General features: G+C 49.1%; 45 protein-coding genes. 38 read left to right on the forward strand and 7 right to left on the reverse strand.

Going from position 1 to position 25,840, the window contains the following annotated elements; all coding sequences use genetic code 11:
• Window positions 1-175: 175 nt before the first annotated feature.
• The gene (bfd, locus tag AC0LWE_RS22010) at window positions 176-370 is read left to right on the forward strand and encodes a bacterioferritin-associated ferredoxin (protein ID WP_125295712.1); all 195 of its coding nucleotides are present in this window, start codon (window positions 176-178) and stop codon (window positions 368-370) included.
• A 72-nt stretch (window positions 371-442) separates the two neighbouring features.
• A complete protein-coding gene (gene bfr, locus AC0LWE_RS22015) occupies window positions 443-919 on the forward strand; it encodes a bacterioferritin (RefSeq protein ID WP_131486927.1) in 477 nt (158 codons plus the stop codon).
• Here the strand turns inward: bfr and AC0LWE_RS22020 are convergent.
• Entirely contained in the window at window positions 903-1,376 is a 474-nt protein-coding gene (locus AC0LWE_RS22020) for a prepilin peptidase (RefSeq protein WP_202668822.1), read from the reverse strand. The two genes, bfr and AC0LWE_RS22020, sit on opposite strands and share 17 nt — an antisense overlap.
• A 382-nt stretch (window positions 1,377-1,758) precedes the next feature.
• Here AC0LWE_RS22020 and rpsJ point away from each other — a divergent pair, with 382 nt between their 5' ends.
• The 30 genes from rpsJ to AC0LWE_RS22170 all read left to right on the forward strand — a co-directional run bounded on the left by rpsJ (window position 1,759) and on the right by AC0LWE_RS22170 (window position 16,473).
• Window positions 1,759-2,070, forward strand: a complete 312-nt coding sequence (gene rpsJ / locus AC0LWE_RS22025) for a 30S ribosomal protein S10 (protein ID WP_009639175.1) — start codon at window positions 1,759-1,761, stop codon at window positions 2,068-2,070.
• A 32-nt stretch (window positions 2,071-2,102) separates the two neighbouring features.
• A complete protein-coding gene (gene rplC / locus AC0LWE_RS22030; protein ID WP_015960717.1) occupies window positions 2,103-2,732 on the forward strand; it encodes a 50S ribosomal protein L3 in 630 nt (209 codons plus the stop codon).
• Window positions 2,733-2,742: 10 nt separating this feature from the next.
• Window positions 2,743-3,348 carry a 50S ribosomal protein L4 gene (gene rplD / locus AC0LWE_RS22035; protein ID WP_015960716.1) on the forward strand — a complete coding sequence of 202 codons (606 nt, stop codon included), beginning with the start codon at window positions 2,743-2,745 and terminating at the stop codon, window positions 3,346-3,348.
• Window positions 3,345-3,647, forward strand: a complete 303-nt coding sequence (rplW, locus tag AC0LWE_RS22040; RefSeq protein ID WP_004868363.1) for a 50S ribosomal protein L23 — start codon at window positions 3,345-3,347, stop codon at window positions 3,645-3,647. Before rplD ends, rplW begins: the two co-directional genes overlap by 4 nt.
• Before the next feature lie 17 nt (window positions 3,648-3,664).
• On the forward strand, window positions 3,665-4,486 hold the full coding sequence (gene rplB, locus AC0LWE_RS22045; RefSeq protein WP_015960715.1) for a 50S ribosomal protein L2: 822 nt from the start codon (window positions 3,665-3,667) through the stop codon (window positions 4,484-4,486).
• Window positions 4,487-4,502: 16 nt separating this feature from the next.
• Entirely contained in the window at window positions 4,503-4,781 is a 279-nt protein-coding gene (gene rpsS / locus AC0LWE_RS22050; RefSeq protein WP_001138115.1) for a 30S ribosomal protein S19, read from the forward strand.
• A gap of 14 nt (window positions 4,782-4,795) precedes the next feature.
• Window positions 4,796-5,128 carry a 50S ribosomal protein L22 gene (gene rplV / locus AC0LWE_RS22055; protein WP_015960714.1) on the forward strand — a complete coding sequence of 111 codons (333 nt, stop codon included), beginning with the start codon at window positions 4,796-4,798 and terminating at the stop codon, window positions 5,126-5,128.
• 17 nt (window positions 5,129-5,145) lie between these two features.
• On the forward strand, window positions 5,146-5,847 hold the full coding sequence (gene rpsC / locus AC0LWE_RS22060) for a 30S ribosomal protein S3 (RefSeq protein ID WP_000529945.1): 702 nt from the start codon (window positions 5,146-5,148) through the stop codon (window positions 5,845-5,847).
• A gap of 12 nt (window positions 5,848-5,859) precedes the next feature.
• Window positions 5,860-6,270, forward strand: coding sequence for a 50S ribosomal protein L16 (rplP, locus tag AC0LWE_RS22065; RefSeq protein ID WP_002919759.1), 411 nt, complete (start codon window positions 5,860-5,862; stop codon window positions 6,268-6,270).
• Window positions 6,270-6,461, forward strand: a complete 192-nt coding sequence (rpmC, locus tag AC0LWE_RS22070; RefSeq protein ID WP_006817276.1) for a 50S ribosomal protein L29 — start codon at window positions 6,270-6,272, stop codon at window positions 6,459-6,461. Before rplP ends, rpmC begins: the two co-directional genes overlap by 1 nt.
• Entirely contained in the window at window positions 6,461-6,715 is a 255-nt protein-coding gene (gene rpsQ / locus AC0LWE_RS22075; protein WP_015960713.1) for a 30S ribosomal protein S17, read from the forward strand. The genes rpmC and rpsQ overlap by 1 nt, the downstream gene beginning before the upstream one ends.
• A gap of 165 nt (window positions 6,716-6,880) precedes the next feature.
• Window positions 6,881-7,252 (forward strand): 50S ribosomal protein L14, encoded by a 372-nt coding sequence (gene rplN / locus AC0LWE_RS22080; protein WP_015960712.1) that lies wholly within the window; start codon window positions 6,881-6,883, stop codon window positions 7,250-7,252.
• A 10-nt stretch (window positions 7,253-7,262) separates the two neighbouring features.
• Window positions 7,263-7,577: a 50S ribosomal protein L24 gene (gene rplX / locus AC0LWE_RS22085; protein WP_015960711.1), complete on the forward strand. Its 315-nt coding sequence runs from the start codon at window positions 7,263-7,265 to the stop codon at window positions 7,575-7,577.
• A 14-nt stretch (window positions 7,578-7,591) separates the two neighbouring features.
• Window positions 7,592-8,131 carry a 50S ribosomal protein L5 gene (rplE, locus tag AC0LWE_RS22090; protein WP_015960710.1) on the forward strand — a complete coding sequence of 180 codons (540 nt, stop codon included), beginning with the start codon at window positions 7,592-7,594 and terminating at the stop codon, window positions 8,129-8,131.
• Window positions 8,132-8,145: 14 nt separating this feature from the next.
• Window positions 8,146-8,451 (forward strand): 30S ribosomal protein S14, encoded by a 306-nt coding sequence (gene rpsN / locus AC0LWE_RS22095; RefSeq protein WP_015960709.1) that lies wholly within the window; start codon window positions 8,146-8,148, stop codon window positions 8,449-8,451.
• 33 nt (window positions 8,452-8,484) lie between these two features.
• Window positions 8,485-8,877, forward strand: a complete 393-nt coding sequence (rpsH, locus tag AC0LWE_RS22100; RefSeq protein WP_006178918.1) for a 30S ribosomal protein S8 — start codon at window positions 8,485-8,487, stop codon at window positions 8,875-8,877.
• Between the two features lie 12 nt (window positions 8,878-8,889).
• Window positions 8,890-9,423 (forward strand): 50S ribosomal protein L6, encoded by a 534-nt coding sequence (gene rplF, locus AC0LWE_RS22105; RefSeq protein ID WP_006178917.1) that lies wholly within the window; start codon window positions 8,890-8,892, stop codon window positions 9,421-9,423.
• 9 nt (window positions 9,424-9,432) lie between these two features.
• On the forward strand, window positions 9,433-9,786 hold the full coding sequence (rplR, locus tag AC0LWE_RS22110; protein ID WP_015960708.1) for a 50S ribosomal protein L18: 354 nt from the start codon (window positions 9,433-9,435) through the stop codon (window positions 9,784-9,786).
• Between the two features lie 14 nt (window positions 9,787-9,800).
• Complete coding sequence (gene rpsE / locus AC0LWE_RS22115; RefSeq protein ID WP_002438697.1) at window positions 9,801-10,301, forward strand: 30S ribosomal protein S5; 501 nt, start codon at window positions 9,801-9,803, stop codon at window positions 10,299-10,301.
• Between the two features lie 6 nt (window positions 10,302-10,307).
• Window positions 10,308-10,487, forward strand: a complete 180-nt coding sequence (rpmD, locus tag AC0LWE_RS22120; protein ID WP_003863301.1) for a 50S ribosomal protein L30 — start codon at window positions 10,308-10,310, stop codon at window positions 10,485-10,487.
• A 3-nt stretch (window positions 10,488-10,490) separates the two neighbouring features.
• Window positions 10,491-10,925, forward strand: coding sequence for a 50S ribosomal protein L15 (rplO, locus tag AC0LWE_RS22125; RefSeq protein WP_015960707.1), 435 nt, complete (start codon window positions 10,491-10,493; stop codon window positions 10,923-10,925).
• 7 nt (window positions 10,926-10,932) lie between these two features.
• Entirely contained in the window at window positions 10,933-12,264 is a 1,332-nt protein-coding gene (gene secY, locus AC0LWE_RS22130; protein WP_015960706.1) for a preprotein translocase subunit SecY, read from the forward strand.
• Between the two features lie 31 nt (window positions 12,265-12,295).
• A complete protein-coding gene (gene rpmJ / locus AC0LWE_RS22135) occupies window positions 12,296-12,412 on the forward strand; it encodes a 50S ribosomal protein L36 (RefSeq protein WP_015960705.1) in 117 nt (38 codons plus the stop codon).
• A gap of 146 nt (window positions 12,413-12,558) precedes the next feature.
• Window positions 12,559-12,915, forward strand: coding sequence for a 30S ribosomal protein S13 (rpsM, locus tag AC0LWE_RS22140; protein WP_003031135.1), 357 nt, complete (start codon window positions 12,559-12,561; stop codon window positions 12,913-12,915).
• A 16-nt stretch (window positions 12,916-12,931) separates the two neighbouring features.
• Window positions 12,932-13,321 (forward strand): 30S ribosomal protein S11, encoded by a 390-nt coding sequence (gene rpsK / locus AC0LWE_RS22145; RefSeq protein ID WP_003863312.1) that lies wholly within the window; start codon window positions 12,932-12,934, stop codon window positions 13,319-13,321.
• Between the two features lie 34 nt (window positions 13,322-13,355).
• Window positions 13,356-13,976 (forward strand): 30S ribosomal protein S4, encoded by a 621-nt coding sequence (gene rpsD, locus AC0LWE_RS22150; RefSeq protein WP_202668816.1) that lies wholly within the window; start codon window positions 13,356-13,358, stop codon window positions 13,974-13,976.
• A gap of 25 nt (window positions 13,977-14,001) precedes the next feature.
• Complete coding sequence (locus tag AC0LWE_RS22155) at window positions 14,002-14,991, forward strand: DNA-directed RNA polymerase subunit alpha (protein WP_002919219.1); 990 nt, start codon at window positions 14,002-14,004, stop codon at window positions 14,989-14,991.
• A 40-nt stretch (window positions 14,992-15,031) separates the two neighbouring features.
• Window positions 15,032-15,418 (forward strand): 50S ribosomal protein L17, encoded by a 387-nt coding sequence (gene rplQ, locus AC0LWE_RS22160; RefSeq protein WP_015960703.1) that lies wholly within the window; start codon window positions 15,032-15,034, stop codon window positions 15,416-15,418.
• A 329-nt stretch (window positions 15,419-15,747) separates the two neighbouring features.
• Entirely contained in the window at window positions 15,748-16,173 is a 426-nt protein-coding gene (gene zntR / locus AC0LWE_RS22165) for a Zn(2+)-responsive transcriptional regulator (RefSeq protein ID WP_059180781.1), read from the forward strand.
• A 57-nt stretch (window positions 16,174-16,230) separates the two neighbouring features.
• The gene (locus AC0LWE_RS22170) at window positions 16,231-16,473 is read left to right on the forward strand and encodes an alternative ribosome-rescue factor A (protein WP_131486924.1); all 243 of its coding nucleotides are present in this window, start codon (window positions 16,231-16,233) and stop codon (window positions 16,471-16,473) included.
• Here AC0LWE_RS22170 and mscL read toward each other — a convergent pair.
• The 5 genes from mscL to def all read right to left on the reverse strand — a co-directional run bounded on the left by mscL (window position 16,447) and on the right by def (window position 21,228).
• Window positions 16,447-16,860, reverse strand: a complete 414-nt coding sequence (mscL, locus tag AC0LWE_RS22175) for a large-conductance mechanosensitive channel protein MscL (protein WP_015960700.1) — start codon at window positions 16,858-16,860, stop codon at window positions 16,447-16,449. The genes AC0LWE_RS22170 and mscL overlap by 27 nt on opposite strands.
• A gap of 146 nt (window positions 16,861-17,006) precedes the next feature.
• Entirely contained in the window at window positions 17,007-18,383 is a 1,377-nt protein-coding gene (gene trkA, locus AC0LWE_RS22180) for a Trk system potassium transporter TrkA (protein WP_059180783.1), read from the reverse strand.
• A gap of 22 nt (window positions 18,384-18,405) precedes the next feature.
• On the reverse strand, window positions 18,406-19,692 hold the full coding sequence (gene rsmB, locus AC0LWE_RS22185) for a 16S rRNA (cytosine(967)-C(5))-methyltransferase RsmB (protein ID WP_202668817.1): 1,287 nt from the start codon (window positions 19,690-19,692) through the stop codon (window positions 18,406-18,408).
• 51 nt (window positions 19,693-19,743) lie between these two features.
• On the reverse strand, window positions 19,744-20,691 hold the full coding sequence (fmt, locus tag AC0LWE_RS22190; RefSeq protein WP_202668818.1) for a methionyl-tRNA formyltransferase: 948 nt from the start codon (window positions 20,689-20,691) through the stop codon (window positions 19,744-19,746).
• 27 nt (window positions 20,692-20,718) lie between these two features.
• Entirely contained in the window at window positions 20,719-21,228 is a 510-nt protein-coding gene (def, locus tag AC0LWE_RS22195; protein WP_131486921.1) for a peptide deformylase, read from the reverse strand.
• Between the two features lie 127 nt (window positions 21,229-21,355).
• Between def and dprA the strand changes: the two genes are divergently transcribed.
• Genes dprA through AC0LWE_RS22225 form a run of 6 tightly spaced genes read left to right on the forward strand, consistent with a single transcriptional unit; the run spans window position 21,356 to window position 25,139 of the window.
• On the forward strand, window positions 21,356-22,480 hold the full coding sequence (dprA, locus tag AC0LWE_RS22200; protein WP_131486920.1) for a DNA-protecting protein DprA: 1,125 nt from the start codon (window positions 21,356-21,358) through the stop codon (window positions 22,478-22,480).
• Complete coding sequence (gene smg, locus AC0LWE_RS22205) at window positions 22,452-22,925, forward strand: DUF494 family protein Smg (RefSeq protein ID WP_131486919.1); 474 nt, start codon at window positions 22,452-22,454, stop codon at window positions 22,923-22,925. The genes dprA and smg overlap by 29 nt, the downstream gene beginning before the upstream one ends.
• Before the next feature lie 26 nt (window positions 22,926-22,951).
• Window positions 22,952-23,494 (forward strand): DNA topoisomerase family protein, encoded by a 543-nt coding sequence (locus tag AC0LWE_RS22210; RefSeq protein WP_131486918.1) that lies wholly within the window; start codon window positions 22,952-22,954, stop codon window positions 23,492-23,494.
• A gap of 4 nt (window positions 23,495-23,498) precedes the next feature.
• Window positions 23,499-24,071 (forward strand): L-threonylcarbamoyladenylate synthase type 1 TsaC, encoded by a 573-nt coding sequence (gene tsaC / locus AC0LWE_RS22215; protein ID WP_219347317.1) that lies wholly within the window; start codon window positions 23,499-23,501, stop codon window positions 24,069-24,071.
• 4 nt (window positions 24,072-24,075) lie between these two features.
• The gene (gene aroE / locus AC0LWE_RS22220) at window positions 24,076-24,894 is read left to right on the forward strand and encodes a shikimate dehydrogenase (RefSeq protein ID WP_219347675.1); all 819 of its coding nucleotides are present in this window, start codon (window positions 24,076-24,078) and stop codon (window positions 24,892-24,894) included.
• Window positions 24,891-25,139: a DUF1488 family protein gene (locus AC0LWE_RS22225; protein ID WP_219347318.1), complete on the forward strand. Its 249-nt coding sequence runs from the start codon at window positions 24,891-24,893 to the stop codon at window positions 25,137-25,139. The genes aroE and AC0LWE_RS22225 overlap by 4 nt, the downstream gene beginning before the upstream one ends.
• On the opposite strand, the gene AC0LWE_RS22230 is transcribed toward AC0LWE_RS22225, so the two are convergent.
• Window positions 25,115-25,669, reverse strand: a complete 555-nt coding sequence (locus AC0LWE_RS22230; protein ID WP_219347319.1) for a gamma carbonic anhydrase family protein — start codon at window positions 25,667-25,669, stop codon at window positions 25,115-25,117. The genes AC0LWE_RS22225 and AC0LWE_RS22230 overlap by 25 nt on opposite strands.
• Window positions 25,670-25,840 lie beyond the last annotated feature (171 nt).

Raw genomic sequence — 25,840 nt, forward strand, 5'->3', positions numbered from 1 at the left:
AAGCAATGCGTATTTAAAGGGCATCAGATGATGCCCTTTTTGCTATCTATGGTTTATGACTTGTCACATTTTTTCGCATTTTTTGCCTCCTGATAACGCCTGTCCCGACGTATCTGCTATTGAAATCATAATTATTCTCACTTACACTTTGTGCATAAATTGAACGGGAGTTTCTATGTACGTTTGTTTGTGTAATGGCGTGAGTGACAAAAAAATACGTCAAGCCGTTCGACAGTTTCATCCTCAGTCTTTCCAACAGCTTCGTAAATTTATTCCGGTAGGAAATCAGTGCGGTAAGTGCGTGCGCGCGGCACGTGAGATTATGCAGGACGAATTGATGCAGATCCCGGAATACAAAGAGATCGCTTAAGGCTGTATCTTTTTTTTGACATCCTTGTAGCCCCATCTACGCTTCAATAAGTGGAAGCGGAGGGACTATATAATGAAAGGTGATGTTAAAATCATAAGTTATCTCAATAAATTATTGGGAAATGAGCTTGTCGCGATAAACCAGTATTTTCTTCATGCAAGAATGTTCAAGAACTGGGGGCTGACGCGCCTCAACGATGTTGAATATCATGAATCCATCGACGAAATGAAACACGCTGATCAATACATCGAGCGTATTCTCTTCCTTGAAGGCATTCCTAACCTGCAGGATCTTGGCAAACTCGGCATCGGTGAAGACGTCGAAGAGATGCTTCGTTCAGATCTCACGCTTGAGCTTGATGGTGCAAAAGATCTCCGGGAAGCTATTGCTTATGCTGATAGTGTCCATGACTACGTTAGCCGGGATATGATGATTAAGATCCTGGCAGACGAAGAGGGCCACATTGATTGGCTTGAGACAGAGCTGGATCTAATTGGCAAAATTGGTTTGCAAAATTACCTCCAGTCTCAAATCAAAGTGGAAGGGTGATTAAACTTTGCCAACCCGTTAATAAACCTGCTGCCGCCATAAATGGTCCAAACGGTAGCGGGTTTTTATGTATCTGCATTCCGGGTTTCAAAAGCACCATGATCAGCACATAGGTCGCGCCAAGAAGTGCGGCAACTAGCGCCAACGCTGGCAATACAGGCCAACCGTGCCATGCTCCTAAAGCAGCAAGATATTTTACATCTCCATAGCCAAGCCCCTCGCGTTTATACATCAGATAAAACCCCCAATATAAGCACGCAAAGCCGATGTAACCTGCAATGGCCCCGCCAACAGCACTGGCCAGAAATGCACGATCATTAATGAGATGAAACAGAAGTCCTGACCAGAGAAGCGGGCAGACATATTTATCCGGTAACAGACCTGAACGCATGTCTTCACGTACGAGAAAGTAGGTCAACGTTGCATAGATAACGAAAAAGGGAAACGCAGCAAGCATGATTAAAATCTCTAAAGTGATCGCTGCGACATCCTCTTTCTTAGCGTACGTACAAACAAACAGTAAAATCTGCTTTTGCGTAGAGCATTCCAACGGATCGACTCAACCTCTGAGTACGACATGCGAATTGCGAACTGGCTCGTAAATCTGGGCTTCCAGGTTGTTTTATAAACTGCACTTGCGTTATGTCCTATTTTGCGTATAATGCGCGGGCTTGTCGTAATTGACAGCTGGTTCAATCTGAACCTGGGTAACAGTTTTTTGTTACCTAACAATGCTCCCAATTGGGGGGCTACGTAAGAACGGTTACACTCACCCATCAATCGTAATGGGTATGAGTAGTAATCATTTTCGCTTATAAAATAATTGGAGCTCTGGTCTCATGCAGAACCAAAGAATCCGTATCCGCCTTAAAGCGTTTGATCATCGTCTAATCGATCAATCAACCGCGGAAATCGTCGAGACTGCTAAGCGCACTGGTGCGCAAGTCCGTGGTCCGATCCCGCTGCCGACCCGCAAAGAGCGCTTTACCATTCTGATCTCTCCACACGTCAACAAAGACGCGCGTGATCAGTATGAAATTCGCACTCACAAGCGTCTGGTTGACATCGTTGAGCCAACTGAAAAAACCGTTGATGCTCTGATGCGTCTGGACCTGGCTGCCGGTGTAGACGTGCAGATCAGCCTGGGTTAATCAGGTCATCGAGCGATTGAGAGGTTGAAACAATGATTGGTTTAGTCGGTAAAAAAGTGGGAATGACCCGCATCTTCACTGAAGATGGCGTATCTATCCCAGTAACCGTTATCGAAGTTGAAGCAAACCGCGTTACTCAGGTTAAAGACCTGGCTAACGATGGCTACCGTGCAGTTCAGGTTACCACTGGCTCTAAAAAAGCAAGTCGTGTAACTAAGCCGGAAGCTGGTCACTTCGCTAAAGCTGGCGTTGAAGCTGGCCGTGGTCTGTGGGAATTCCGTCTTGCTGAAGGCGAAGAGTTCACTGTAGGTCAGGACATTAGCGTTGAGCTGTTTGCTGAAGTTAAAAAAGTTGACGTAACCGGTACCTCTAAAGGTAAAGGTTTTGCTGGTACCGTTAAGCGCTGGAACTTCCGTACTCAGGATGCCACGCACGGTAACTCCTTGTCTCACCGCGTTCCGGGTTCTATCGGTCAGAACCAGACTCCGGGCAAAGTGTTCAAAGGCAAGAAGATGGCAGGTCAGATGGGCAACGAACGCGTAACTGTCCAGAGCCTGGATGTGGTACGTGTTGACGCTGAGCGCAACCTGCTGCTGGTTAAGGGTGCTGTTCCGGGTGCAACCGGTAGCAACCTGATCGTTAAACCAGCTGTGAAGGCGTGAGGAGATAGCAATGGAATTAGTATTGAAAGACGCGCAGAGCGCGCTGACTGTTTCCGAAACTACCTTCGGTCGTGATTTCAACGAAGCGCTGGTTCACCAGGTTGTTGTTGCTTATGCAGCTGGTGCTCGTCAGGGTACTCGTGCTCAGAAGACTCGTGCTGAAGTAACTGGTTCCGGCAAAAAGCCGTGGCGCCAGAAAGGTACCGGCCGTGCGCGTTCAGGTTCTATTAAGAGCCCGATCTGGCGTTCCGGTGGCGTGACCTTCGCTGCTCGCCCACAGGACCACAGTCAAAAAGTAAACAAAAAGATGTACCGCGGCGCGCTGAAAAGCATTCTGTCCGAACTGGTACGTCAGGATCGTCTGATCGTTGTCGAAACGTTCTCTGTAGAAGCGCCTAAAACTAAGCTGCTGGCCCAGAAACTGAAAGACATGGCTCTGGAAGATGTGCTGATCATCACCGGTGAGCTGGACGAGAACCTGTTCTTAGCTGCGCGCAACTTGCATAAAGTTGACGTACGCGATGCAACTGGTATCGACCCGGTTAGCCTGATCGCCTTCGACAAAGTCGTAATGACTGCTGATGCTGTTAAGCAAGTTGAGGAGATGCTGGCATGATTCGTGAAGAACGTCTGCTGAAGGTGCTTCGTGCGCCGCACGTTTCTGAAAAAGCGTCTGCTGCGATGGAAAAAACCAATACCATCGTTCTCAAAGTTGCTAAAGACGCGACCAAAGCAGAAATCAAAGCTGCTGTGCAGAAACTGTTTGAAGTCGAAGTCGAAGTCGTTAACACCCTGGTTGTTAAAGGGAAAGTTAAACGTCACGGACAGCGTATCGGTCGTCGTAGCGACTGGAAAAAAGCTTACGTCACCCTGAAGGAAGGCCAGAATCTGGACTTCGTTGGCGGCGCTGAGTAAGTCGGAGGAGTAATACAATGGCAGTTGTTAAATGTAAACCGACATCTCCGGGTCGTCGCCACGTAGTTAAAGTGGTCAACCCTGAGCTGCACAAGGGCAAGCCTTTTGCTCCGCTGGTTGAAAAAAACAGCAAATCCGGTGGTCGTAACAACAATGGCCGCATCACTACGCGTCACATCGGTGGTGGTCATAAGCAGGCTTATCGTATTGTTGACTTCAAACGCAACAAAGACGGTATCCCAGCTACTGTTGAACGTCTTGAGTACGATCCGAACCGTTCCGCGAATATCGCGCTGGTTCTGTACAAAGATGGCGAACGCCGTTACATCCTGGCCCCTAAAGGCCTGAAAGCTGGCGACCAGATTCAATCTGGCGTTGATGCTGCAATCAAAGCAGGCAACACCCTGCCGATGCGCAATATCCCGGTTGGTTCTACCGTTCATAACGTAGAAATGAAACCAGGTAAAGGCGGTCAGCTGGCACGTTCCGCTGGTACTTACGTTCAGATCGTTGCTCGTGATGGTGCTTATGTCACCCTGCGTCTGCGTTCTGGTGAAATGCGTAAAGTCGAAGCAGACTGCCGCGCTACTCTGGGCGAAGTTGGCAATGCTGAGCATATGCTGCGCGTTCTGGGTAAAGCAGGTGCTGCACGCTGGCGTGGTATTCGCCCTACCGTTCGCGGTACTGCGATGAACCCAGTCGACCACCCACATGGTGGTGGTGAAGGTCGTAACTTTGGTAAGCACCCTGTAACACCATGGGGCGTTCAGACCAAAGGTAAGAAGACCCGCAGCAACAAGCGTACTGATAAATTTATCGTACGTCGCCGTAGCAAATAATTTTAGAGGATAAGCCATGCCACGTTCTCTCAAGAAAGGTCCTTTTATTGACCTGCACTTGCTGAAGAAGGTAGAGAAAGCGGTGGAAAGCGGAGACAAGAAGCCCCTGCGCACTTGGTCCCGTCGTTCAACGATCTTTCCTAACATGATCGGTTTGACCATCGCTGTCCATAATGGTCGTCAGCACGTTCCAGTCTTTGTTTCCGACGAAATGGTCGGTCATAAACTGGGTGAATTCGCACCGACTCGTACTTATCGCGGCCATGCTGCTGATAAAAAAGCGAAGAAGAAATAAGGTAGGAGGAAGAGATGGAAACTTTAGCTCAACATCGCCATGCTCGTTCTTCTGCTCAGAAGGTTCGCCTTGTTGCTGACCTGATTCGCGGTAAGAAAGTGTCGCAGGCCCTGGACATCCTGACTTATACCAACAAGAAAGCTGCGGTATTCGTCAAGAAAGTACTGGAATCTGCCATTGCTAACGCTGAACACAACGATGGCGCTGACATTGACGATCTGAAAGTTGCGAAAATTTTCGTAGATGAAGGCCCAAGCATGAAGCGCATTATGCCGCGTGCGAAAGGTCGTGCAGATCGCATCCTGAAGCGCACCAGCCACATTACTGTGGTTGTGTCCGATCGCTGAGACTCTGGAGACTAGCAATGGGTCAGAAAGTACATCCTAATGGTATTCGCCTGGGTATTGTAAAACCATGGAATTCAACCTGGTTTGCGAACACCAAAGAATTCGCTGACAACCTAGACAGCGATTTTAAAGTACGTCAGTACCTTACTAAGGAACTGGCTAAAGCGTCTGTATCTCGTATCGTTATCGAGCGTCCGGCTAAAAGCATTCGTGTGACTATTCACACTGCTCGCCCGGGTATCGTTATCGGTAAGAAAGGCGAAGACGTAGAAAAACTGCGCAAGGTCGTTGCGGATATCGCTGGCGTTCCTGCACAGATCAACATCGCTGAAGTTCGTAAGCCTGAACTGGACGCTAAATTGGTTGCTGACAGCATCACTTCACAGCTGGAACGTCGCGTTATGTTCCGTCGTGCTATGAAGCGTGCAGTACAGAACGCAATGCGTCTGGGCGCTAAAGGCATTAAAGTTGAAGTTAGCGGCCGTCTGGGCGGCGCGGAAATCGCACGTACCGAATGGTACCGCGAAGGTCGTGTACCGTTGCATACTCTGCGCGCTGACATCGACTATAACACCTCTGAAGCGCACACCACTTACGGTGTAATCGGTGTTAAGGTATGGATCTTCAAAGGTGAGATCCTGGGTGGCATGGCTGCTGTTGAACAACCGGAAAAACCGGCTGCTCAGCCTAAAAAGCAGCAGCGTAAAGGCCGTAAATAAGGAGCGTCGCTGATGTTACAACCAAAGCGTACAAAATTCCGTAAAGTGCACAAAGGCCGCAACCGTGGTCTGGCGCAGGGTACGGATGTTAGCTTCGGCACTTTCGGTCTGAAAGCTGTTGGCCGTGGTCGTCTGACTGCACGTCAGATCGAAGCAGCACGTCGTGCAATGACCCGTGCAGTTAAGCGTCAAGGTAAAATCTGGATCCGTGTATTCCCGGACAAACCAATTACCGAGAAGCCGCTGGAAGTTCGTATGGGTAAAGGTAAAGGTAACGTGGAGTATTGGGTTGCCTTGATTCAGCCGGGCAAAGTCCTGTATGAAATGGACGGTGTACCGGAAGAGCTGGCCCGTGAAGCATTCGGACTGGCAGCAGCGAAACTGCCGATTAAAACCACCTTTGTAACTAAGACGGTGATGTAATGAAAGCAAATGAGCTGCGTGAAAAAAGCGTTGAAGAGCTGAACGCTGAGCTGCTGAACCTGCTGCGTGAGCAGTTTAACCTGCGTATGCAGGCTGCAAGTGGCCAGCTGCAACAGACTCACCTGCTGAAGCAAGTGCGTCGCAATGTTGCACGCGTTAAGACTTTACTGACTCAGAAGGCGGGTGCGTAATGACCGATAAAATCCGTACTCTGCAAGGTCGTGTTGTTAGTGACAAAATGGAGAAATCCATCGTTGTTGCTATCGAACGTATTGTGAAACACCCGATCTACGGTAAATTCATCAAGCGTACGACCAAACTGCACGTACATGACGAGAACAATGAATGCGGTATCGGTGACGTGGTAGAAATCCACGAATGCCGTCCGCTGTCCAAGACTAAGTCCTGGACGCTGGTTCGCGTTGTAGAGAAAGCAGTTCTGTAATAGACTAGCCTTCTCAATACGAATAAACGGCTCAGCAATGAGCCGTTTATTTTTTCTACCCATATTGTAGAACCGGTGTTATAATGCCGCGCCCTCAATATGGGGCTTTTCGACGACTCTGATTTTAGGGTCTCAGGTAGTAGTTGACATTAGCGGAGCACTGAAATGATCCAAGAACAGACTATGCTGACCGTCGCCGACAACTCCGGTGCACGTCGCGTAATGTGTATCAAGGTTCTGGGTGGCTCGCACCGTCGCTACGCAGGCGTAGGCGACATCATCAAGATCACCATCAAGGAAGCAATTCCACGTGGTAAGGTCAAAAAAGGTGATGTGCTGAAAGCGGTAGTGGTGCGCACCAGGAAGGGTGTTCGTCGCCCTGACGGTTCTGTCATTCGCTTCGATGGTAATGCATGCGTTATTTTAAACAATAACAGCGAGCAGCCTATCGGCACGCGTATCTTTGGGCCGGTAACTCGTGAACTTCGTACTGAAAAGTTCATGAAAATTATCTCTCTGGCACCAGAAGTACTCTAAGGAGCGAATCATGGCAGCGAAAATCCGTCGTGATGACGAAGTTATCGTGTTAACCGGTAAAGATAAAGGTAAACGCGGTAAAGTAAAAAATGTTCTGTCTTCCGGCAAGATCATTGTTGAAGGTATCAATCTGGTTAAGAAACATCAGAAGCCGGTTCCGGCCCTGAACCAACCAGGTGGCATCGTTGAAAAAGAAGCTGCAATTCAGGTTTCTAACGTTGCGCTCTTCAACACGGTAACTGGCAAGGCTGACCGTGTAGGCTTTAGATTCGAAGACGGCAAAAAAGTCCGTTTCTTCAAATCTAATAGCGAAACTATCAAGTAATTTGGAGTAGTACGATGGCGAAACTGCATGATTACTACAAAGACGAAGTAGTTAGCAAACTCATGACTGAGTTTAACTACAATTCTGTCATGCAAGTCCCTCGGGTCGAGAAGATCACCCTGAACATGGGTGTTGGTGAAGCGATCGCTGACAAGAAACTGCTGGATAATGCAGCAGCTGATTTGACAGCAATCTCCGGTCAAAAGCCGTTGATCACCAAAGCACGCAAATCTGTTGCAGGCTTCAAAATCCGTCAGGGCTATCCGATCGGCTGTAAAGTAACTCTGCGTGGCGAACGCATGTGGGAGTTCCTTGAGCGCCTGATCTCTATTGCTGTTCCACGTATCCGTGACTTCCGTGGCTTGTCCGCTAAGTCATTCGATGGTCGTGGTAACTACAGCATGGGTGTCCGTGAGCAGATCATCTTCCCAGAGATCGACTACGATAAAGTCGACCGCGTGCGTGGTTTGGATATTACCATTACCACTACTGCGAACTCTGATGAAGAAGGCCGTGCTCTGCTGGCTGCCTTTGACTTCCCGTTCCGCAAGTAAGGTAGGGTTACTGAATGGCTAAGCAATCAATGAAAGCACGCGAAGTAAAGCGCGTAGCTTTAGCTGATAAATTCTTCGCTAAACGCGCTGAACTGAAAGCGATCATCTCTGATGTGAACGCTTCCGACGAAGACCGTTGGAATGCAGTTCTGAAGCTGCAGTCTCTGCCGCGTGATTCCAGCCCGTCTCGTCAGCGTAACCGCTGTCGTCAAACTGGTCGTCCGCACGCTTTCCTGCGGAAGTTCGGGTTGAGCCGTATTAAGGTCCGTGAAGCCGCTATGCGCGGTGAAATCCCGGGTCTGAAAAAGGCTAGCTGGTAATTGTCACCAATTGAATCACGGGAGTAAAGACAGATGAGCATGCAAGATCCGATCGCGGATATGCTGACCCGTATCCGTAACGGTCAGGCCGCGAACAAAGTTGCGGTCACCATGCCTTCCGCCAAGCTGAAAGTGGCAATTGCCAATGTGCTGAAGGAAGAAGGTTTTATCGAAGATTTTAAAGTTGAAGGCGACACCAAGCCGGAACTGGAACTTACTCTCAAGTATTTCCAGGGTAAAGCTGTTGTAGAAAGCATTCAGCGTGTCAGCCGCCCAGGCCTGCGCATCTATAAGAAAAAAGATGAGCTGCCTAAAGTTATGGCTGGTCTGGGTATCGCAGTTGTTTCTACCTCTAAAGGTGTTATGACTGATCGTGCAGCGCGCCAAGCTGGTCTTGGTGGCGAAATTATCTGCTACGTAGCCTAATCGGAGGAAACAATGTCTCGTGTTGCTAAAGCACCGGTCGTTATTCCTGCCGGCGTTGATGTAAAAATCGACGGTCAGGTTATTACGATCAAAGGTAAAAATGGCGAGCTGACTCGTACCCTCAACAATGCTGTTGAAGTTAAACATGCAGATAATGCTCTGACCTTCGGTCCGCGAGATGGTTTCGTAGACGGATGGGCTCAGGCTGGCACCGCGCGTGCACTGCTGAACTCAATGGTTGTTGGTGTTACCGAAGGCTTCACTAAAAAGCTTCAACTAGTTGGTGTAGGTTATCGTGCAGCTATCAAAGGGAATGCAGTAGGCCTGTCTCTGGGCTTCTCACACCCTGTTGAGCATCCGCTGCCGGCCGGTATCACTGCAGAATGTCCGACCCAGACTGAAATCGTGCTGAAAGGCGCGGATAAACAGCTGATCGGTCAGGTTGCAGCAGATCTGCGCGCCTACCGTCGTCCTGAGCCTTATAAAGGCAAGGGTGTTCGTTACGCCGACGAAGTCGTGCGTACCAAAGAGGCTAAGAAGAAGTAAGGTAACACTATGGATAAGAAATCTGCTCGTATCCGTCGTGCGACCCGCGCACGCCGCAAGCTCAAAGAGCTGGGTGCAACTCGCCTGGTGGTACATCGTACCCCGCGTCATATTTACGCACAGGTAATTGCACCGAACGGTTCTGAAGTTCTGGTAGCTGCTTCTACTGTAGAAAAAGCTATTACAGAACAATTGAAGTACACCGGTAACAAAGACGCTGCCGCAGCTGTTGGTAAAGCTGTTGCTGAACGCGCTCTGGAAAAAGGCATCAAAGTTGTGTCCTTTGACCGTTCCGGGTTCCAATATCATGGTCGTGTCCAGGCACTGGCAGATGCTGCCCGTGAAGCTGGCCTTCAGTTCTAAGGTAGAGGTGTAAGATGGCTCACATCGAAAAACAGGCTGGCGAACTGCAGGAAAAGCTGATCGCGGTTAACCGCGTATCTAAAACCGTTAAAGGTGGTCGTATTTTCTCCTTCACAGCTCTGACTGTTGTTGGTGATGGTAATGGTCGCGTTGGTTTTGGTTACGGTAAAGCGCGTGAAGTTCCAGCAGCGATCCAGAAAGCGATGGAAAAAGCCCGTCGCAATATGATTAACGTCGCGCTGAACCACGGCACCCTGCAACACCCTGTAAAAGGTGTTCACACGGGTTCTCGTGTCTTCATGCAGCCGGCTTCTGAAGGTACCGGTATTATTGCCGGTGGTGCAATGCGCGCCGTCCTGGAAGTCGCTGGAGTTCATAACGTTCTGGCCAAAGCATATGGTTCCACCAACCCGATTAACGTGGTTCGTGCAACTATTGATGGCCTGGAAAATATGAATTCTCCAGAAATGGTCGCTGCCAAGCGTGGTAAATCCGTTGAAGAAATTCTGGGGTAATTGACCATGGCAAAGACTATTAAAATCACTCAAACCCGCAGTGCAATCGGTCGTCTGCCGAAACACAAGGCAACGCTGCTTGGCCTGGGTCTGCGTCGTATTGGTCATACCGTTGAGCGTGAGGATACTCCCGCTGTTCGTGGTATGGTCAACGCGGTTTACTTCATGGTTAAAGTTGAGGAGTAAGAGATGCGTTTAAATACTCTGTCTCCAGCCGAAGGCTCTAAAAAGGCGGGTAAACGCCTTGGTCGTGGTATCGGTTCTGGCCTCGGTAAAACCGGTGGTCGTGGTCACAAAGGTCAGAACTCTCGTTCTGGCGGTGGCGTACGTCGCGGTTTCGAGGGTGGCCAGATGCCACTGTACCGTCGTCTGCCGAAATTCGGTTTCACTTCTCGCAAATCAGCGATCACAGCCGAAATTCGTCTGTCTGACCTGGCGAAAGTTGAAGGCGGCGTTGTAGACCTGAACACGCTGAAAGCTGCAAACATTATCGGTATCCAGATCGAGTTCGCGAAAGTGATCCTGGCTGGTGAAGTTTCTACTCCGGTAACTGTGCGTGGTCTGCGTGTTTCTAAAGGCGCTCGTGCTGCTATCGAAGCTGCTGGCGGTACAATTGAGGAATAAGTAGCAGATGGCTAAGCAACCGGGATTAGATTTTCAAAGTGCCAAGGGTGGATTTGGCGAACTGAAACGCAGACTTTTGTTTGTTGTTGGTGCGCTAATCGTTTTCCGTATTGGCTCTTTTATTCCGATCCCTGGTATCGATGCCGCTGTACTTGCCAAACTGCTTGAGCAACAGCGAGGCACCATCATTGAAATGTTTAACATGTTCTCTGGTGGTGCTCTCAGCCGTGCTTCTATCTTTGCACTGGGTATCATGCCGTATATTTCGGCATCGATTATCATACAGCTGTTAACGGTCGTTCATCCGGCCCTCGCAGAGCTGAAGAAAGAAGGGGAGTCTGGTCGTCGTAAGATCAGCCAGTACACCCGTTACGGCACTCTGGTGCTGGCAATATTCCAGTCAATCGGTATTGCTACCGGTTTACCGAATATGCCTGGTATGCAAGGCCTGGTAATTAATCCTGGCTTTGCATTCTATTTCACCGCTGTTGTAAGTCTGGTCACAGGAACAATGTTCTTGATGTGGCTCGGCGAACAGATTACTGAACGAGGTATCGGCAACGGTATCTCGATCATTATCTTCGCTGGTATCGTTGCGGGACTCCCGCCAGCCATTGCCCATACTATCGAGCAAGCGCGTCAAGGCGAACTGCACTTCCTCCTGTTGCTGTTGGTTGCAGTATTAGTATTCGCAGTGACCTTCTTTGTTGTCTTCGTTGAACGTGGTCAACGCCGCATTGTGGTGAACTATGCTAAACGTCAACAAGGACGTCGTGTCTATGCTGCACAGAGCACACATTTACCGCTGAAAGTAAATATGGCGGGTGTAATCCCGGCAATCTTTGCTTCCAGTATTATTCTGTTCCCGGCGACCATAGCGTCATGGTTTGGGGGCGGAACCGGTTGGAACTGGCTGACAACAATTTCGCTGTATTTGCAGCCTGGGCAACCGCTTTATGTGTTACTCTATGCGTCTGCAATCATATTCTTCTGTTTCTTTTACACGGCGTTGGTTTTCAATCCGCGTGAGACAGCAGATAACCTGAAGAAGTCCGGTGCATTTGTACCAGGAATTCGTCCGGGAGAGCAAACGGCGAAGTATATTGATAAAGTAATGACGCGCCTGACCTTGGTTGGTGCACTTTACATTACATTTATCTGCCTGATCCCGGAGTTCATGCGTGATGCGATGAAAGTACCGTTCTATTTCGGTGGGACTTCACTGCTTATCGTTGTCGTCGTGATTATGGACTTTATGGCTCAAGTGCAAACTCTTATGATGTCAAGTCAGTATGAGTCTGCCTTGAAGAAGGCGAACCTGAAAGGCTACGGCCGTTAATTGGTCGCCCGAGAAGTTACGGAGAGTAAAAATGAAAGTTCGTGCTTCCGTCAAGAAATTATGCCGTAACTGCAAAATCGTTAAGCGTGAAGGTGTTATTCGCGTGATTTGCAGTGCCGAGCCGAAACATAAACAGCGTCAAGGCTGATTATTTCGCATATTTTTCTTGCAAAGTTGGGTTGAGCTGGCTAGATTAGCCAGCCAATCTTTTGTATGTCTGTACGTATCCATTTGAGTATCCTGAAAACGGGCTTTTCAGCATGGTACGTACATATTAAATAGTAGGAGTGCATAGTGGCCCGTATAGCAGGCATTAACATTCCTGATCAAAAACATGCTGTGATCGCATTAACTTCGATCTATGGCGTCGGCAAGACCCGTTCCAAAGCCATTTTGGCTGCAGCGGGTATCGCTGAAGATGTTAAGATCAGTGAGCTGTCTGAAGAACAAATCGACACGCTGCGTGACGAAGTTGCCAAATTTGTCGTTGAAGGTGATCTGCGCCGTGAAGTTAGCATGAGCATCAAGCGCCTTATGGACCTTGGTTGCTATCGCGGTTTGCGTCATCGTCGTGGTCTCCCGGTTCGCGGCCAGCGCACCAAGACCAACGCACGTACCCGTAAGGGTCCGCGCAAACCGATCAAGAAATAATCGGGGTGATTGAATAATGGCAAAGGCACCAGTTCGTGCACGTAAGCGTGTAAGAAAACAAGTCTCTGACGGCGTGGCTCATATCCATGCTTCTTTTAACAACACCATCGTTACTATTACTGATCGTCAGGGTAACGCATTGGGTTGGGCAACAGCCGGTGGTTCCGGTTTCCGTGGTTCTCGCAAATCGACTCCGTTCGCAGCCCAGGTTGCAGCAGAGCGTTGTGCAGAAGCCGTAAAAGAATACGGTATCAAGAATCTGGAAGTTATGGTCAAAGGTCCGGGTCCGGGTCGCGAATCAACTGTTCGTGCTCTGAACGCCGCTGGTTTCCGCATCACTAATATTACTGATGTGACTCCGATCCCTCATAACGGTTGTCGTCCGCCGAAAAAACGTCGCGTATAACGCTTACGTTTTCTAGGATTGTTGGAGATAGAAAATGGCAAGATATTTGGGTCCTAAGCTCAAGCTGAGCCGTCGTGAGGGCACCGACTTATTCCTTAAGTCTGGCGTTCGCGCGATCGATACCAAGTGTAAAATTGAACAAGCTCCTGGCCAGCACGGTGCGCGTAAACCGCGTCTGTCTGACTATGGTGTACAGTTACGTGAGAAGCAGAAAGTTCGCCGTACCTACGGTGTGCTGGAGCGTCAGTTCCGTAACTACTATAAAGAAGCAGCGCGTCTTAAAGGCAATACCGGTGAAAACCTGTTGGCTCTGCTGGAAAGTCGTCTGGACAACGTTGTTTACCGTATGGGCTTCGGTGCTACTCGTGCTGAATCTCGTCAGCTGGTTAGCCATAAAGCAATCATGGTAAACGGTCGTGTTGTTAACATCGCTTCTTATCAGGTTAAAGCGAATGACGTTGTTTGCATTCGTGAGAAAGCGAAAAAGCAATCTCGCGTGAAAGCAGCTCTCGAGCTGGCTGAGCAGCGTGAAAAGCCAACCTGGCTGGAAGTTGATGCTAGCAAGATGGAAGGTACGTTCAAGCGTCAGCCGGAACGTTCTGATCTGTCTGCGGACATTAACGAACACCTGATCGTTGAGCTTTACTCCAAGTAAAGCTTAGTACCAAAGAGAGGACACAATGCAGGGTTCTGTGACAGAGTTTCTAAAACCGCGCCTGGTAGATATCGAGCAAGTGAGTTCGACGCACGCCAAGGTGACCCTTGAGCCTTTAGAGCGTGGCTTTGGCCATACTCTGGGTAACGCACTGCGCCGTATTCTGCTCTCGTCGATGCCGGGTTGTGCGGTAACCGAAGTTGAGATTGATGGTGTGCTCCATGAGTACAGCACCAAAGAAGGCGTTCAGGAAGATATCCTTGAAATCCTGCTCAACCTGAAAGGGCTGGCGGTGAGAGTTCAGGGGAAAGATGAAGTTATCCTTACTCTGAATAAATCTGGCATTGGCCCTGTGACTGCAGCCGATATCACCCACGACGGTGATGTCGAAATCGTCAAGCCGCAGCATGTGATCTGCCACCTGACCGATGAGAACGCAGCGATTAGCATGCGTATCAAAGTTCAGCGCGGTCGTGGTTATGTGCCGGCTTCTGCCCGAATTCATTCGGAAGAAGATGAGCGCCCAATCGGCCGTCTGCTCGTCGACGCATGTTACAGCCCTGTAGAGCGTATCGCCTACAATGTTGAAGCAGCACGTGTCGAACAGCGTACCGACCTGGACAAGCTGGTCATCGAAATGGAAACCAACGGCACAATCGATCCTGAAGAGGCGATTCGTCGTGCGGCAACCATTCTGGCAGAACAACTTGAAGCTTTTGTTGACCTACGTGATGTTCGTCAGCCAGAAGTTAAAGAAGAGAAACCAGAGTTCGATCCGATCCTGCTGCGCCCTGTTGACGATCTGGAATTGACTGTCCGCTCTGCTAACTGCCTCAAGGCAGAAGCTATCCACTATATCGGTGATCTGGTACAGCGTACCGAGGTTGAGTTGCTGAAAACGCCGAACCTGGGTAAAAAATCTCTTACTGAGATTAAAGACGTGCTAGCTTCCCGTGGTTTGTCTCTGGGCATGCGCCTGGAAAACTGGCCACCAGCAAGCATTGCTGACGAGTAACCGGATCACAGGTTAAGGTTTTACTGAGAAGGATAAGGTCATGCGCCATCGTAAGAGTGGTCGTCAACTGAACCGTAACAGCAGCCATCGCCAGGCTATGTTCCGCAACATGGCAGGTTCACTGGTTCGTCATGAGATCATCAAGACGACCCTGCCTAAAGCGAAAGAGCTGCGTCGTGTAGTTGAGCCACTGATTACTCTTGCCAAGACTGACAGCGTTGCAAATCGTCGTCTGGCATTCGCCCGCACTCGTGATAACGAGATCGTGGCAAAACTGTTTAACGAACTGGGCCCGCGTTTCGCGAGCCGTGCCGGTGGTTACACTCGTATTCTGAAGTGTGGCTTCCGTGCAGGCGACAACGCTCCGATGGCTTACATCGAGCTGGTTGATCGTTCTGAATCTAAAGCAGAAGCTACTGCAGAGTAATCTGTAGTAACGTAAAAAGACCCGCTTCGGCGGGTTTTTTTATATCTTGAAGATCCCCGCCTCTCTCTCTAGTCGCCGTAATATTCTTCTTTCATTTTCAATTGGTTAAGTGGTATCGCTTGTTTATTCTGGCAAGTTAATTCGCAATAATTGTCTCGCAGGATTCTGTGACCTGTACAGTTATCTGGCTCAAACTTAACAAATCCACTTAGATATGATGATTTTGAGGCTTTTGGCGCTGACTGAGATAAGCACCATTAGACCCCATATTGCTGCGCTTTCTTGTATGATGACGATTAGGGCTGTTGAAAAATTAATGAGGGCAAACTATGTACCGCATCGGTGAACTCGCAAAATTGGCTGACGTTACGCCAGACACTATTCGATATTACGAAAAACAGCAGATGATGGAACACAAAGTTCGTACTGAAGGTGGGTTCCGTCTTTATACCGAAACAGATCTTCAGCGACTCAAGTTTATCCGTTATGGAAGACAGCTTGGTTTTACACTGGATTCTATTCGTGAGTTACTTTCGATCCGCATCGATCCTGCACACCACACTTGTCAGGAATCAAAAAGCATCGTGCAGGCCAGGTTGAATGAAGTCGAGTTACGTATTGAGGAGTTGCAGATTATGCAGCGTTCATTGCAGCGCCTGAACGACGCATGTTGTGGTAGCGCGCACAGTAGCGTTTATTGCTCCATTCTCGAAACGCTGGAGCAAGGTGCTAGCGGTATACACCATGGTTGTTGATTTCTTAACACTGAGGATCTACACTCACGCCGTTTTTATCCACCATCTGGAGATTTCATGAGCCATTATCAACATAAGAAAGGGCAAATCAGAGATAACGCCATAGAGGCATTACTTCATGATCCTTTATTTAGACAACGAGTCGAAAAGAACAAAAAAGGGAAAGGGAGTTTCTTGCGCAAAGGGAAGCATGCTAAGAAAGGTAACTGGGAGGCCAGCGGTAAGAAAGAGAATCTCTTTTTTACCGCTGGCCTTCTGACTTTACGCGGCCGATTAAATACGGTTGTTCTGTTCTTTTAACAGATCGCGAATTTGAGTCAACAAGACCTCTTCCTTGGAAGGGGCCGGAGGCACCGCTGCCGGTTCTTCTTTCTTGCGATTCAATCTGTTAATAAGCTTAATGGCCATAAAGATTGCAAACGCAACAATGACAAAATCAAAAACGTTTTGAATAAACACGCCGTAGTGCATCACTACTGCAGGAATATCGCCTTGCGCATCCCTCAAAGTGACGGCGAACTGTTTGAAATCAATCCCACCAATTAAAAGACCTAACGGCGGCATAATGATGTCGGCAACCAAAGATGAAACAATCTTGCCGAATGCTGCACCAATAATCACACCCACAGCAAGGTCTACTACATTCCCACGCATCGCAAATTCGCGAAACTCTTTAACAATACTCATTTTCTTTCTCCTTAAGCCAACAGATAAAGTTAAGTCTAACAAATGATTAGCCAATTTCCATTGAGGATAAATAATCGCTACGAAAGTTAATCATTATAAAATAAATGGTTAATGAAAGAGGTGCTCTTGAAAAGCACCGCTTATCGCTAAAGGAAGAAAGGACTGGGCTGGAATAAACGTTCAACGTCGCTAATAAATTTTTTGTCTGTCAGGAACATAATGACATGGTCGCCCTGTTCGATACGAAGATTATCATTAGCAATCATGACGTCATTACCCCGAACGACGGCGCCAATAATTGTGCCTGGCGGCAACTTGATTTCATCGATGGCACGACCCACAACGCGAGACGTAGTTTCATCCCCATGTGCGACCGCTTCTATCGCTTCTGCTACACCACGGCGAAGAGAGGAAACGCCCACAATATCAGCTTTACGCACATGGCTTAACAAAGCCGAAATGGTTGCCTGCTGTGGAGAGATTGCGATATCAATAACACTGCCTTGCACAAGATCGACGTAAGCACGACGCTGAATGAGCACCATCACTTTTTTAGCGCCCATACGTTTAGCCAGCATCGCAGACATAATGTTCGCTTCATCATCATTGGTAACGGCAATAAAGAGATCAACTTGATCGATATGTTCTTCCGCCAGCAATTCTTGATCCGAAGCATCGCCATAAAAAACGATCGTGTTTTGCAGTTTCTCTGCTAATTCAGCGGCACGTTGTTGATCGCGCTCGATCAATTTTACGCTGTAATCTTTCTCCAGTCGGTGGGCAAGACCTGCGCCAATATTACCGCCGCCAACCAGCATGATACGCTTGTAAGGTTTTTCCAGACGTTGGAGTTCACTCATTACGGCGCGAATATGCTGAGATGCTGCAATAAAGAACACCTCATCACCCGCTTCGACGATGGTTGAACCCTGCGGACGAATCGGTCTGTCATGACGAAATATTGCTACCACGCGAGTATCAATATGCGGCATGTGTTCACGCATAGTAGACAATGCGTTACCAATCAGAGGCCCGCCATAATAGGCTTTAACTACCGCCAGGCTAACTTTGCCTTCAGCGAAGTTCACAACCTGCAGCGCCCCCGGGTATTCTATTAATCGATAAATACTGTCGATAACCAGCTGTTCCGGAGCGATGAGATGATCGATGGGAACGGCTTCTGAATTGAACAGTTTATCCGCATCACGGACGTAATCTGGAGATCGTATACGCGCAATACGATTCGGGGTATTGAACAGCGAAAAAGCGACCTGACAGGCAATCATGTTCGTTTCATCAGAACTGGTGACCGCAACCAGCATGTCAGCGTCATCCGCACCTGCCTCACGGAGTACACGAGGATGGGAGCCATGTCCCTGAACAACGCGCAGATCGAATTTATCCTGCAGCTCGCGAAGGCGATCTCCATTGACGTCAACGATGGTGATATCGTTATTCTCACCCACGAGGTTTTCGGCCAGCGTTCCGCCGACTTGCCCAGCACCCAGAATGATAATCTTCATAGATTGCGACCTGTTTTAAATATCACTCTTTGATTAGCTTAGCGTAAAAGAAGCCGTCACCGTCTTCTGCTCCAGGGAGGTTTTGTATGCCTGGTTTATCGGGAGTACCGGTAGCCCGCAGAGTGGCATTAGGCGTGCGTTTCAGGAATGCAGCAATCTGTTGGCTATTTTCTTCCGGAAGGACTGAGCAGGTTGCGTAAACCAACGTACCGCCAGGCTTAAGGTGTAGCCAAACGGCATCAAGGATTTCGCTTTGAAGTTGCGCCAGTTCGTTAATATCACGATCCCGGCGTAGCCATTTGATGTCTGGATGTCGGCGAATAACGCCGGTCGCAGAGCAGGGAGCATCAACCAAAATACGATCAAACTGTTCATCCCCGCACCACTGAGCAGGCGTCCGTCCGTCACCCTGTTTGACTTCTGCTTTCATGCCCAGGCGTTTTAAGTTGTCGTACACGCGAGAAAGTCGTTGTTCATCAATATCGACAGCCATGACGCTGGCTTTAGGGGCGGCTTCAAGAATATGTGTCGTTTTACCGCCAGGTGCTGCACAGAGATCAAGAATACGATCGCCGTTTTGCGGCTCGAGATACGTCATACAGCCCTGTGCTGAAGCGTCCTGGACTGTCACCCATCCTTGCTCGAAACCTGGCAATGATTGCACCGGAGCTGGAGAGGCAAGGCGTATTGCATCAGGATAGGCATCATGCGTGAAGCCGTTCATCTCCGCTGTTTCCAGCAAAGCCAGCCATTCATCGCGAGTATGATGGTTTCGATTTACGCGAAGCCACATAGGAGGACGTTGATTATTTGCCTCAACTATTGCCTGCCACTGTGATGGGTAAGCTTTCTGCAGGCGCTTCAGTAGCCACTCAGGATGTAGAAAACGCTTATCAGAATCTGCAAACTCAGCCAGCAGCTCTTCCTGTTGACGCTGGAATTGACGTAAAACACCGTTAATCAAACCCTTCAATTGCGGTCGCTTGATCACAACCGCTCCTTCAACGGTCTCGGCCAATGCCGCATGAGGCGGAATGCGGGTATGAAGCAGCTGGTAGAAACCCACCATTATTAAATAATGGATGGTGCGCTGCTTGCCTGTCATTGGCCTGGACATCAGCTTGCTGATGAGCCATTCCTGTTGTGGGAGCGTGCGTAGGACACCAAAGCACAGCTCCTGGAGCAGGGCTTTATCTTTATCTGAAACTTTTTGTTGAAGCGGTGGCAGGATATTACTCAGAGATTGACCCTGTTCGACCACTTTCTCGATGGCACTTGCTGCCATGCTACGAAGATTTTGTTTTTTCATAACCGCAAAAATAAAAATGCCCGGAAAAACCGGGCCTTAGATTAAATATAATCAGGCGAGACGCGTGCCTGGGGTAAACCACTCGCGACGTGAATTCAGCAAATCTTGCGCGCTCATGGCTTTTTTACCCGCAGGTTGTAGCGATTCCAGATTGAGAATGCCGTCTGCGGTTGCAACCTGAATACCTTCTCGGGTTGCTTCAATAATAGTGCCTGGCTCCGCTTTAGCTTCTCCACTGATAACGGAAGCTTTCCAGATTTTCACTGGCTGCTCGTCAATGGTCATCCAGCTCATTGGCCAGGGATTAAATGCGCGGATACAACGTTCCAGCTGTGCTGCAGAAAGTGACCAGTCGAGTTGAGCTTCTTCTTTACTGAGCTTCTCAGCGTAGGTCACGAAGGCTTCATCCTGTACTTCTGGCTGCGCTTTACCGTCGGCGAGTTGCTGCAATGTTTCGATTAAGCCTTGCGGGCCGAGATCCGCCAGTTTGTCATACAACGTTGCGCTGGTATCTTCTGGCGTGATCGGACACGCCAGTTTGTAAAGCATGTCACCTGTATCCAGCCCGACATCCATCCGCATGATGGTGACACCCGTTTCGCTATCACCCGCCCACAGTGAACGCTGGATAGGTGCCGCGCCGCGCCAGCGAGGAAGCAGAGAACCGTGCACGTTGATACAGCCGAGACGTGGCATATCAAGTACGGCTTTTGGCAAAATCAATCCGTATGCCACGACAACCATGACATCAGCATTAAGATCAGAGACAAGTTGCTGATTTTCTTGAGGACGTAAGGATACTGGCTGAAATACCGGTAAGTTATGTTTTTCAGCGAGGACTTTAACCGGGCCAGGCATCAGTTTTTTGCCACGACCAGCAGGGCGGTCCGGCTGGGTAAACACACCAACAATCTGGTGGCCAGAAGAGAGCAGCGCATCGAGATGACGCGCTGCGAAGTCAGGTGTTCCCGCGAAAATTATGCGTAGCTTTTTAGACACGTTATTCCTTGTATCCGAGGGGGCACGTTATGCGCGTGTGCGCATACGATCCAGTTTCTCGACCTTCTGACGAATACGCTGTTGTTTCAGGGGAGAGAGATAATCGATAAACAGTTTACCGACTAAGTGGTCCATCTCATGCTGAATACAGATTGCGAGTAAATCGTCGGCTTCCAGTTCAAATGACTTACCGTCACGATCCAGCGCACGGATTTTGACCTTCTCGGCACGAGGAACCAGCGCGCGCTGTTCTGGAATAGACAGGCAGCCTTCCTCAATTCCGGTTTCACCGCTCTGCTCAAGCAGTTCTGGATTAATCAATACCAGGCGATCTTCGCGGTTTTCAGATACATCGATAACGATGATGCGTTTATGAATGTCAACCTGCGTTGCCGCGAGACCAATGCCTTCTTCTGCGTACATCGTATCGAACATATCATCAACGATACGCTGAATTTCTGCATTCACTTCTTTTACCGGTTCAGCAACGATGCGAAGGCGCTCGTCCGGGATATGTAACACTTGCAAAACTGCCATAAATTTCCAGAGTCGTGTTCAGGAGTTGAAAAGATTATTACCTCTATTCTAGACAAATCCCCTGCTGATTGACAGCATCCCTAACCAATCGCAAAGATTGCTGAGGCTGCTTATGGCAGGGAAAAGGATGACTTCCACAGAGATATGGTTACGTCTGATGCACGTCGGGGATTTATGTGGTGACACGATGCTGGGGGCTGCACAAAATCTGGCCGCTCGCGAAAATATCGACGAAATGACGTTGAAGAATGTTGGTCTAACGAGCAAGCAGGCCCGAAACTTTTTGTGTGTAAAAGAAGCCGAACTCGAACGTTCTTTTCACTGGCTAGAACGACCGGGGCATTATCTGGTTCCAGCTGACAGCCCTCTCTACCCGCCACGTCTGCGAAGCCTATCCGACTATCCCGGCGCGTTGTTTGTGAATGGCAGTATCGACGTGTTAAGTCGCTTTCAACTTGCCGTCGTCGGCAGCCGCTCTCCTTCCTGGTACGGCGAAAGGTGGGGGAGTCTATTCTGCGAATATCTGGCGCGAAATGGCGTCACAATTACCAGTGGGTTGGCGTGTGGCATTGATGGTGTTGCTCATCGGGCTGCACTTTCTGGGCAGGGCAAAACTATCGCGGTGCTGGGTAGTGGCCTGTCCAGTATTTACCCTAAACGGCATGTTCCTCTTTCGGACAAAATTATTGAAACGGGAGGGGCGGTTATTTCTGAGTTTCCTCTCGCCACCCCACCGTGGCCCGGTAATTTTCCTCGCCGTAATCGCATTATTAGTGGTTTGAGCCACGGAGTATTAGTCATCGAGGCGGCATTGCGAAGCGGATCGCTAGTGACAGCCAAATGCGCGCTTGAGCAAGGGCGTGAAGTTTTTGCGTTGCCGGGGCCGATAGGCAACCCTGGATGTGAAGGCCCTCATTGGCTGATTAAGCAGGGGGCAACGCCTGTCACAAGTGCCGAGGAAATTCTTGAAAATTTGCGATTTGGATTAAATTGGCTTCCCAAGGAACCAGAAAAGGCACTTTATTCATCAGATCAGGAGGAGGTAGCATTGCCATTTCCTGAGCTCCTGGCTAACGTAGGAGATGAGGTAACACCTGTTGACGTTGTCGCTGAACGTGCCGGCCAATCTGTGCCAGTCACGGTAGCACAGCTACTGGAACTGGAGTTAGCAGGATGGATCGCAGCTGTACCCGGCGGCTATGTCCGATTAAGGAGGGCATGCCATGTTCGACGTACTGATGTATTTGTTTGAGACTTACATCCATAACGAAGCAGAAATGCGCGTGGACCAGGACCGACTGACGCGGGATCTTACCGATGCGGGATTTGAACGGGAAGATATTTATAACGCATTGTTGTGGCTAGAAAAACTGGCTGATTATCAGGAAGGGCTTGTCGAACCCATGCAGCTTGCTTCCGATCCTCTGTCCGTGCGTATTTACACGGCTGAAGAGTGTGAAAGGCTGGATGCCAGCTGCCGGGGATTCGTTTTATTCCTGGAGCAAATTCAGGTGCTAAACCTCGACACGCGAGAAATGGTGATAGAGCGTGTTATGGCGCTGGATACTGCAGAATTTGAACTGGAAGACCTGAAATGGGTCATTCTGATGGTTCTGTTTAACATCCCTGGTTGTGAAAACGCCTATCAGCAAATGGAAGAATTACTCTTTGAAGTGAATGAAGGTATGCTTCATTAATTCATTACATTGCTCCAAGAGTTGTTATGGCCAAATCAGCACTGTTTACGGTGCCTAATCAAGAGCCCTGCCCACAATGTGGGGCTGAACTTGTCATTCGGTCCGGGAAACACGGTCCGTTTCTCGGTTGTTCACACTATCCGGAATGTGATTATGTCCGTCCCCTGAAAAATCAGGCGGACGGGCATATCGTAAAAATTCTGGAAGGGCAAACGTGCCCAGTATGTGGTGCGAATCTCGCGCTGCGTCAGGGGCGTTTTGGCATGTTTATCGGATGCAGCCATTACCCTGAATGTGAACATACTGAACAGATCGATAAGCCAGATGAAACAGCGATAGCCTGTCCACAGTGTCAACAGGGGCAGTTAGTCCAACGACGTTCCCGTTTCGGTAAAACTTTTCATTCCTGCGATCGCTATCCTGAATGCCAGTTCGTTATCAATTTTAAGCCAGTTGCGGGTATATGCTCTCATTGCGATTATCCGCTCCTTATAGAGAAGAAAACTGCACAAGGCATCAAACGCTTTTGCGCCAGTAAACAATGTGGAAAGCCCGATTCGGCGGATTAAACCTGTGAATAATAATTATCCATTAGGCTCTATCGCACAGGCGGTGGACGTACTAATAAATGAAGAAGTCATCGCTTATCCCACTGAAGCTGTGTTTGGGGTTGGATGCGATCCTGATAGTGAAACGGCAGTGACTCGTTTACTGAAGCTCAAACAGCGCCCGGTCGAAAAAGGGTTAATTTTGATTGCTGCAAACTTTGAGCAGCTCAAACCCTATATCGATGATTCAATGTTGACTGAGCAGCAGCGCAATACCATTTTTGCCGCCTGGCCTGGTCCGGTCACCTTTGTTTTCCCGGCGCGACCCACCACGCCGAGCTGGTTGACAGGGCGCTTTGACTCGCTTGCTGTTCGCGTAACAGACCATCCGTTGGTTATTGAACTGTGCGAGACTTTTGGGAAGCCGCTCGTTTCAACCAGTGCCAACCTCACGGGATTGCCGCCTTGCCGTACATCGCAAGAAGTGCTGACCCAGTTTGGTGACGATTTTCCAGTGGTCGTTGGTGAAACCGGTGGCCGACTGAATCCTTCAGAAATCCGAGATGCGTTGACCGGCGAGCGTTTTCGCCAGGGGTAATATGATGGATAAGTACGCTGTATTTGGTAACCCAATTGCGCACAGTAAATCGCCATTTATTCATCAGCAATTTGCTCAACAAATGCACATCAACTATTCGTATGATCGTGTCCTGGCGCCTGTTGATGATTTCCTCGCTACGCTCAACGCTTTTTTCTGCGAGGGGGCGAGAGGCGCAAATATTACCGTGCCATTTAAAGAAGAAGCTTTTGAGCGAGCGGATGAGTTGACCGAACGTGCATCGCTTGCGGGCGCGGTGAACACACTTAAACGGTTGGATGATGGACGTCTGCTTGGTGATAACACCGACGGCATCGGTTTATTAAGCGATCTGGAAAGACTCTCTTTCATTAAACCAGGGTCGCGCATTTTGCTGATTGGAGCCGGCGGGGCATCTCGTGGAGTTTTGCTTCCGCTTCTATCGTTAGATTGTGCTGTGACGATTACCAATCGTACATATTCCCGTGCGAAAGATCTGGCAACGCTGTTTGCTCACACGGGGAGTATCAATGTCGTGCCGATGAAGGATTTGGAAGGGCATGAGTTCGACCTTATTATTAATGCCACATCCAGCGGTATTGCCGGTGATGTACCCGACATTCCAGCCTCTCTGGTGAAACCACACGTTTACTTCTATGACATGTTCTATCAAAAAGGAAGTACGCCTTTCCTGAGTTGGTGCGAAGGGCATGGGGCAAAACATTTGTCGGATGGACTGGGAATGCTGGTGGGCCAGGCCGCGCATGCGGTGCTACTTTGGCATGGCGTATTACCTGCAGTGGAACCTGTTATTGAAAAACTAAAACAGGAATTACTGGCGTGAATCAGGCGATCCACTTTCCCGATAGAGAAATTTGGGATGAAGATAAACAGGCCGTCTGTTTTCCAGTTTTGGTAAATGGTGTGCAATTGATCTGCGCGATCAAAAGCGAAGTATTATTCCGTCGTTTTGGTGGCGCTGCGCCGCTTGAAGTGTTCAAAGATAATCGCTGGGATCTGGAAGAAGAAGCCAGCGATTTGATTCGGGATCAGCAGGAAGACGATCAGGGCTGGATTTGGTTTTCCTGAGCCAGGTATTCGTCCTTCCATTTCACGTAATTATTCGCTGAGTATTGTAGGACTGCGATTTCCGCTTCATTTAAGGGGCGGATTTGTTTTACTGGGCTGCCTAAATAGAGATAGCCGCTTTCCAGGCGTTTGTTTTGTGGGACCAGGCTTCCGGCTCCTATCATTACATCGTCTTCTACTATTACCCCATCTAATAGAATCGATCCCATACCAACCAACACGCGATTACCGATGGTGCAGCCGTGCAGCATCACTTTATGACCAATAGTGACATCTTCACCAACGATCAGAGGGCACCCCTCGGGGTTATGGGTCGACTTGTGAGTGACATGCAGAACGCTGCCATCTTGAATATTGGTGCGTGAGCCAATCATGACATGGTTCACATCGCCCCTGATGGCGACTAACGGCCAGATGCTTACATCGTCGGCCATCCTGACATCGCCAACGACGACGCTACTACTATCGATCATCACGCGATCGCCTTTCTGAGGGAACAGATCTTTGAAGGGACGCAATACGGCGGACATATCTACCTCGACTGATTAACACTATATAGAAGACTTTGATCGCATTATCCGGCTGGGGCAAGAGATAAGTGCATCAATATTTAAGCAGATCGGGTGGGATTTCAGCGAAAAGAGTGGAAAAGCAGCAGTCAGAAAAAAAGATCCAAAAAAGCCTTGTGCTAAAAACTGGGA

It is taken from the genome of Lelliottia sp. RD5, from assembly GCF_056032945.1.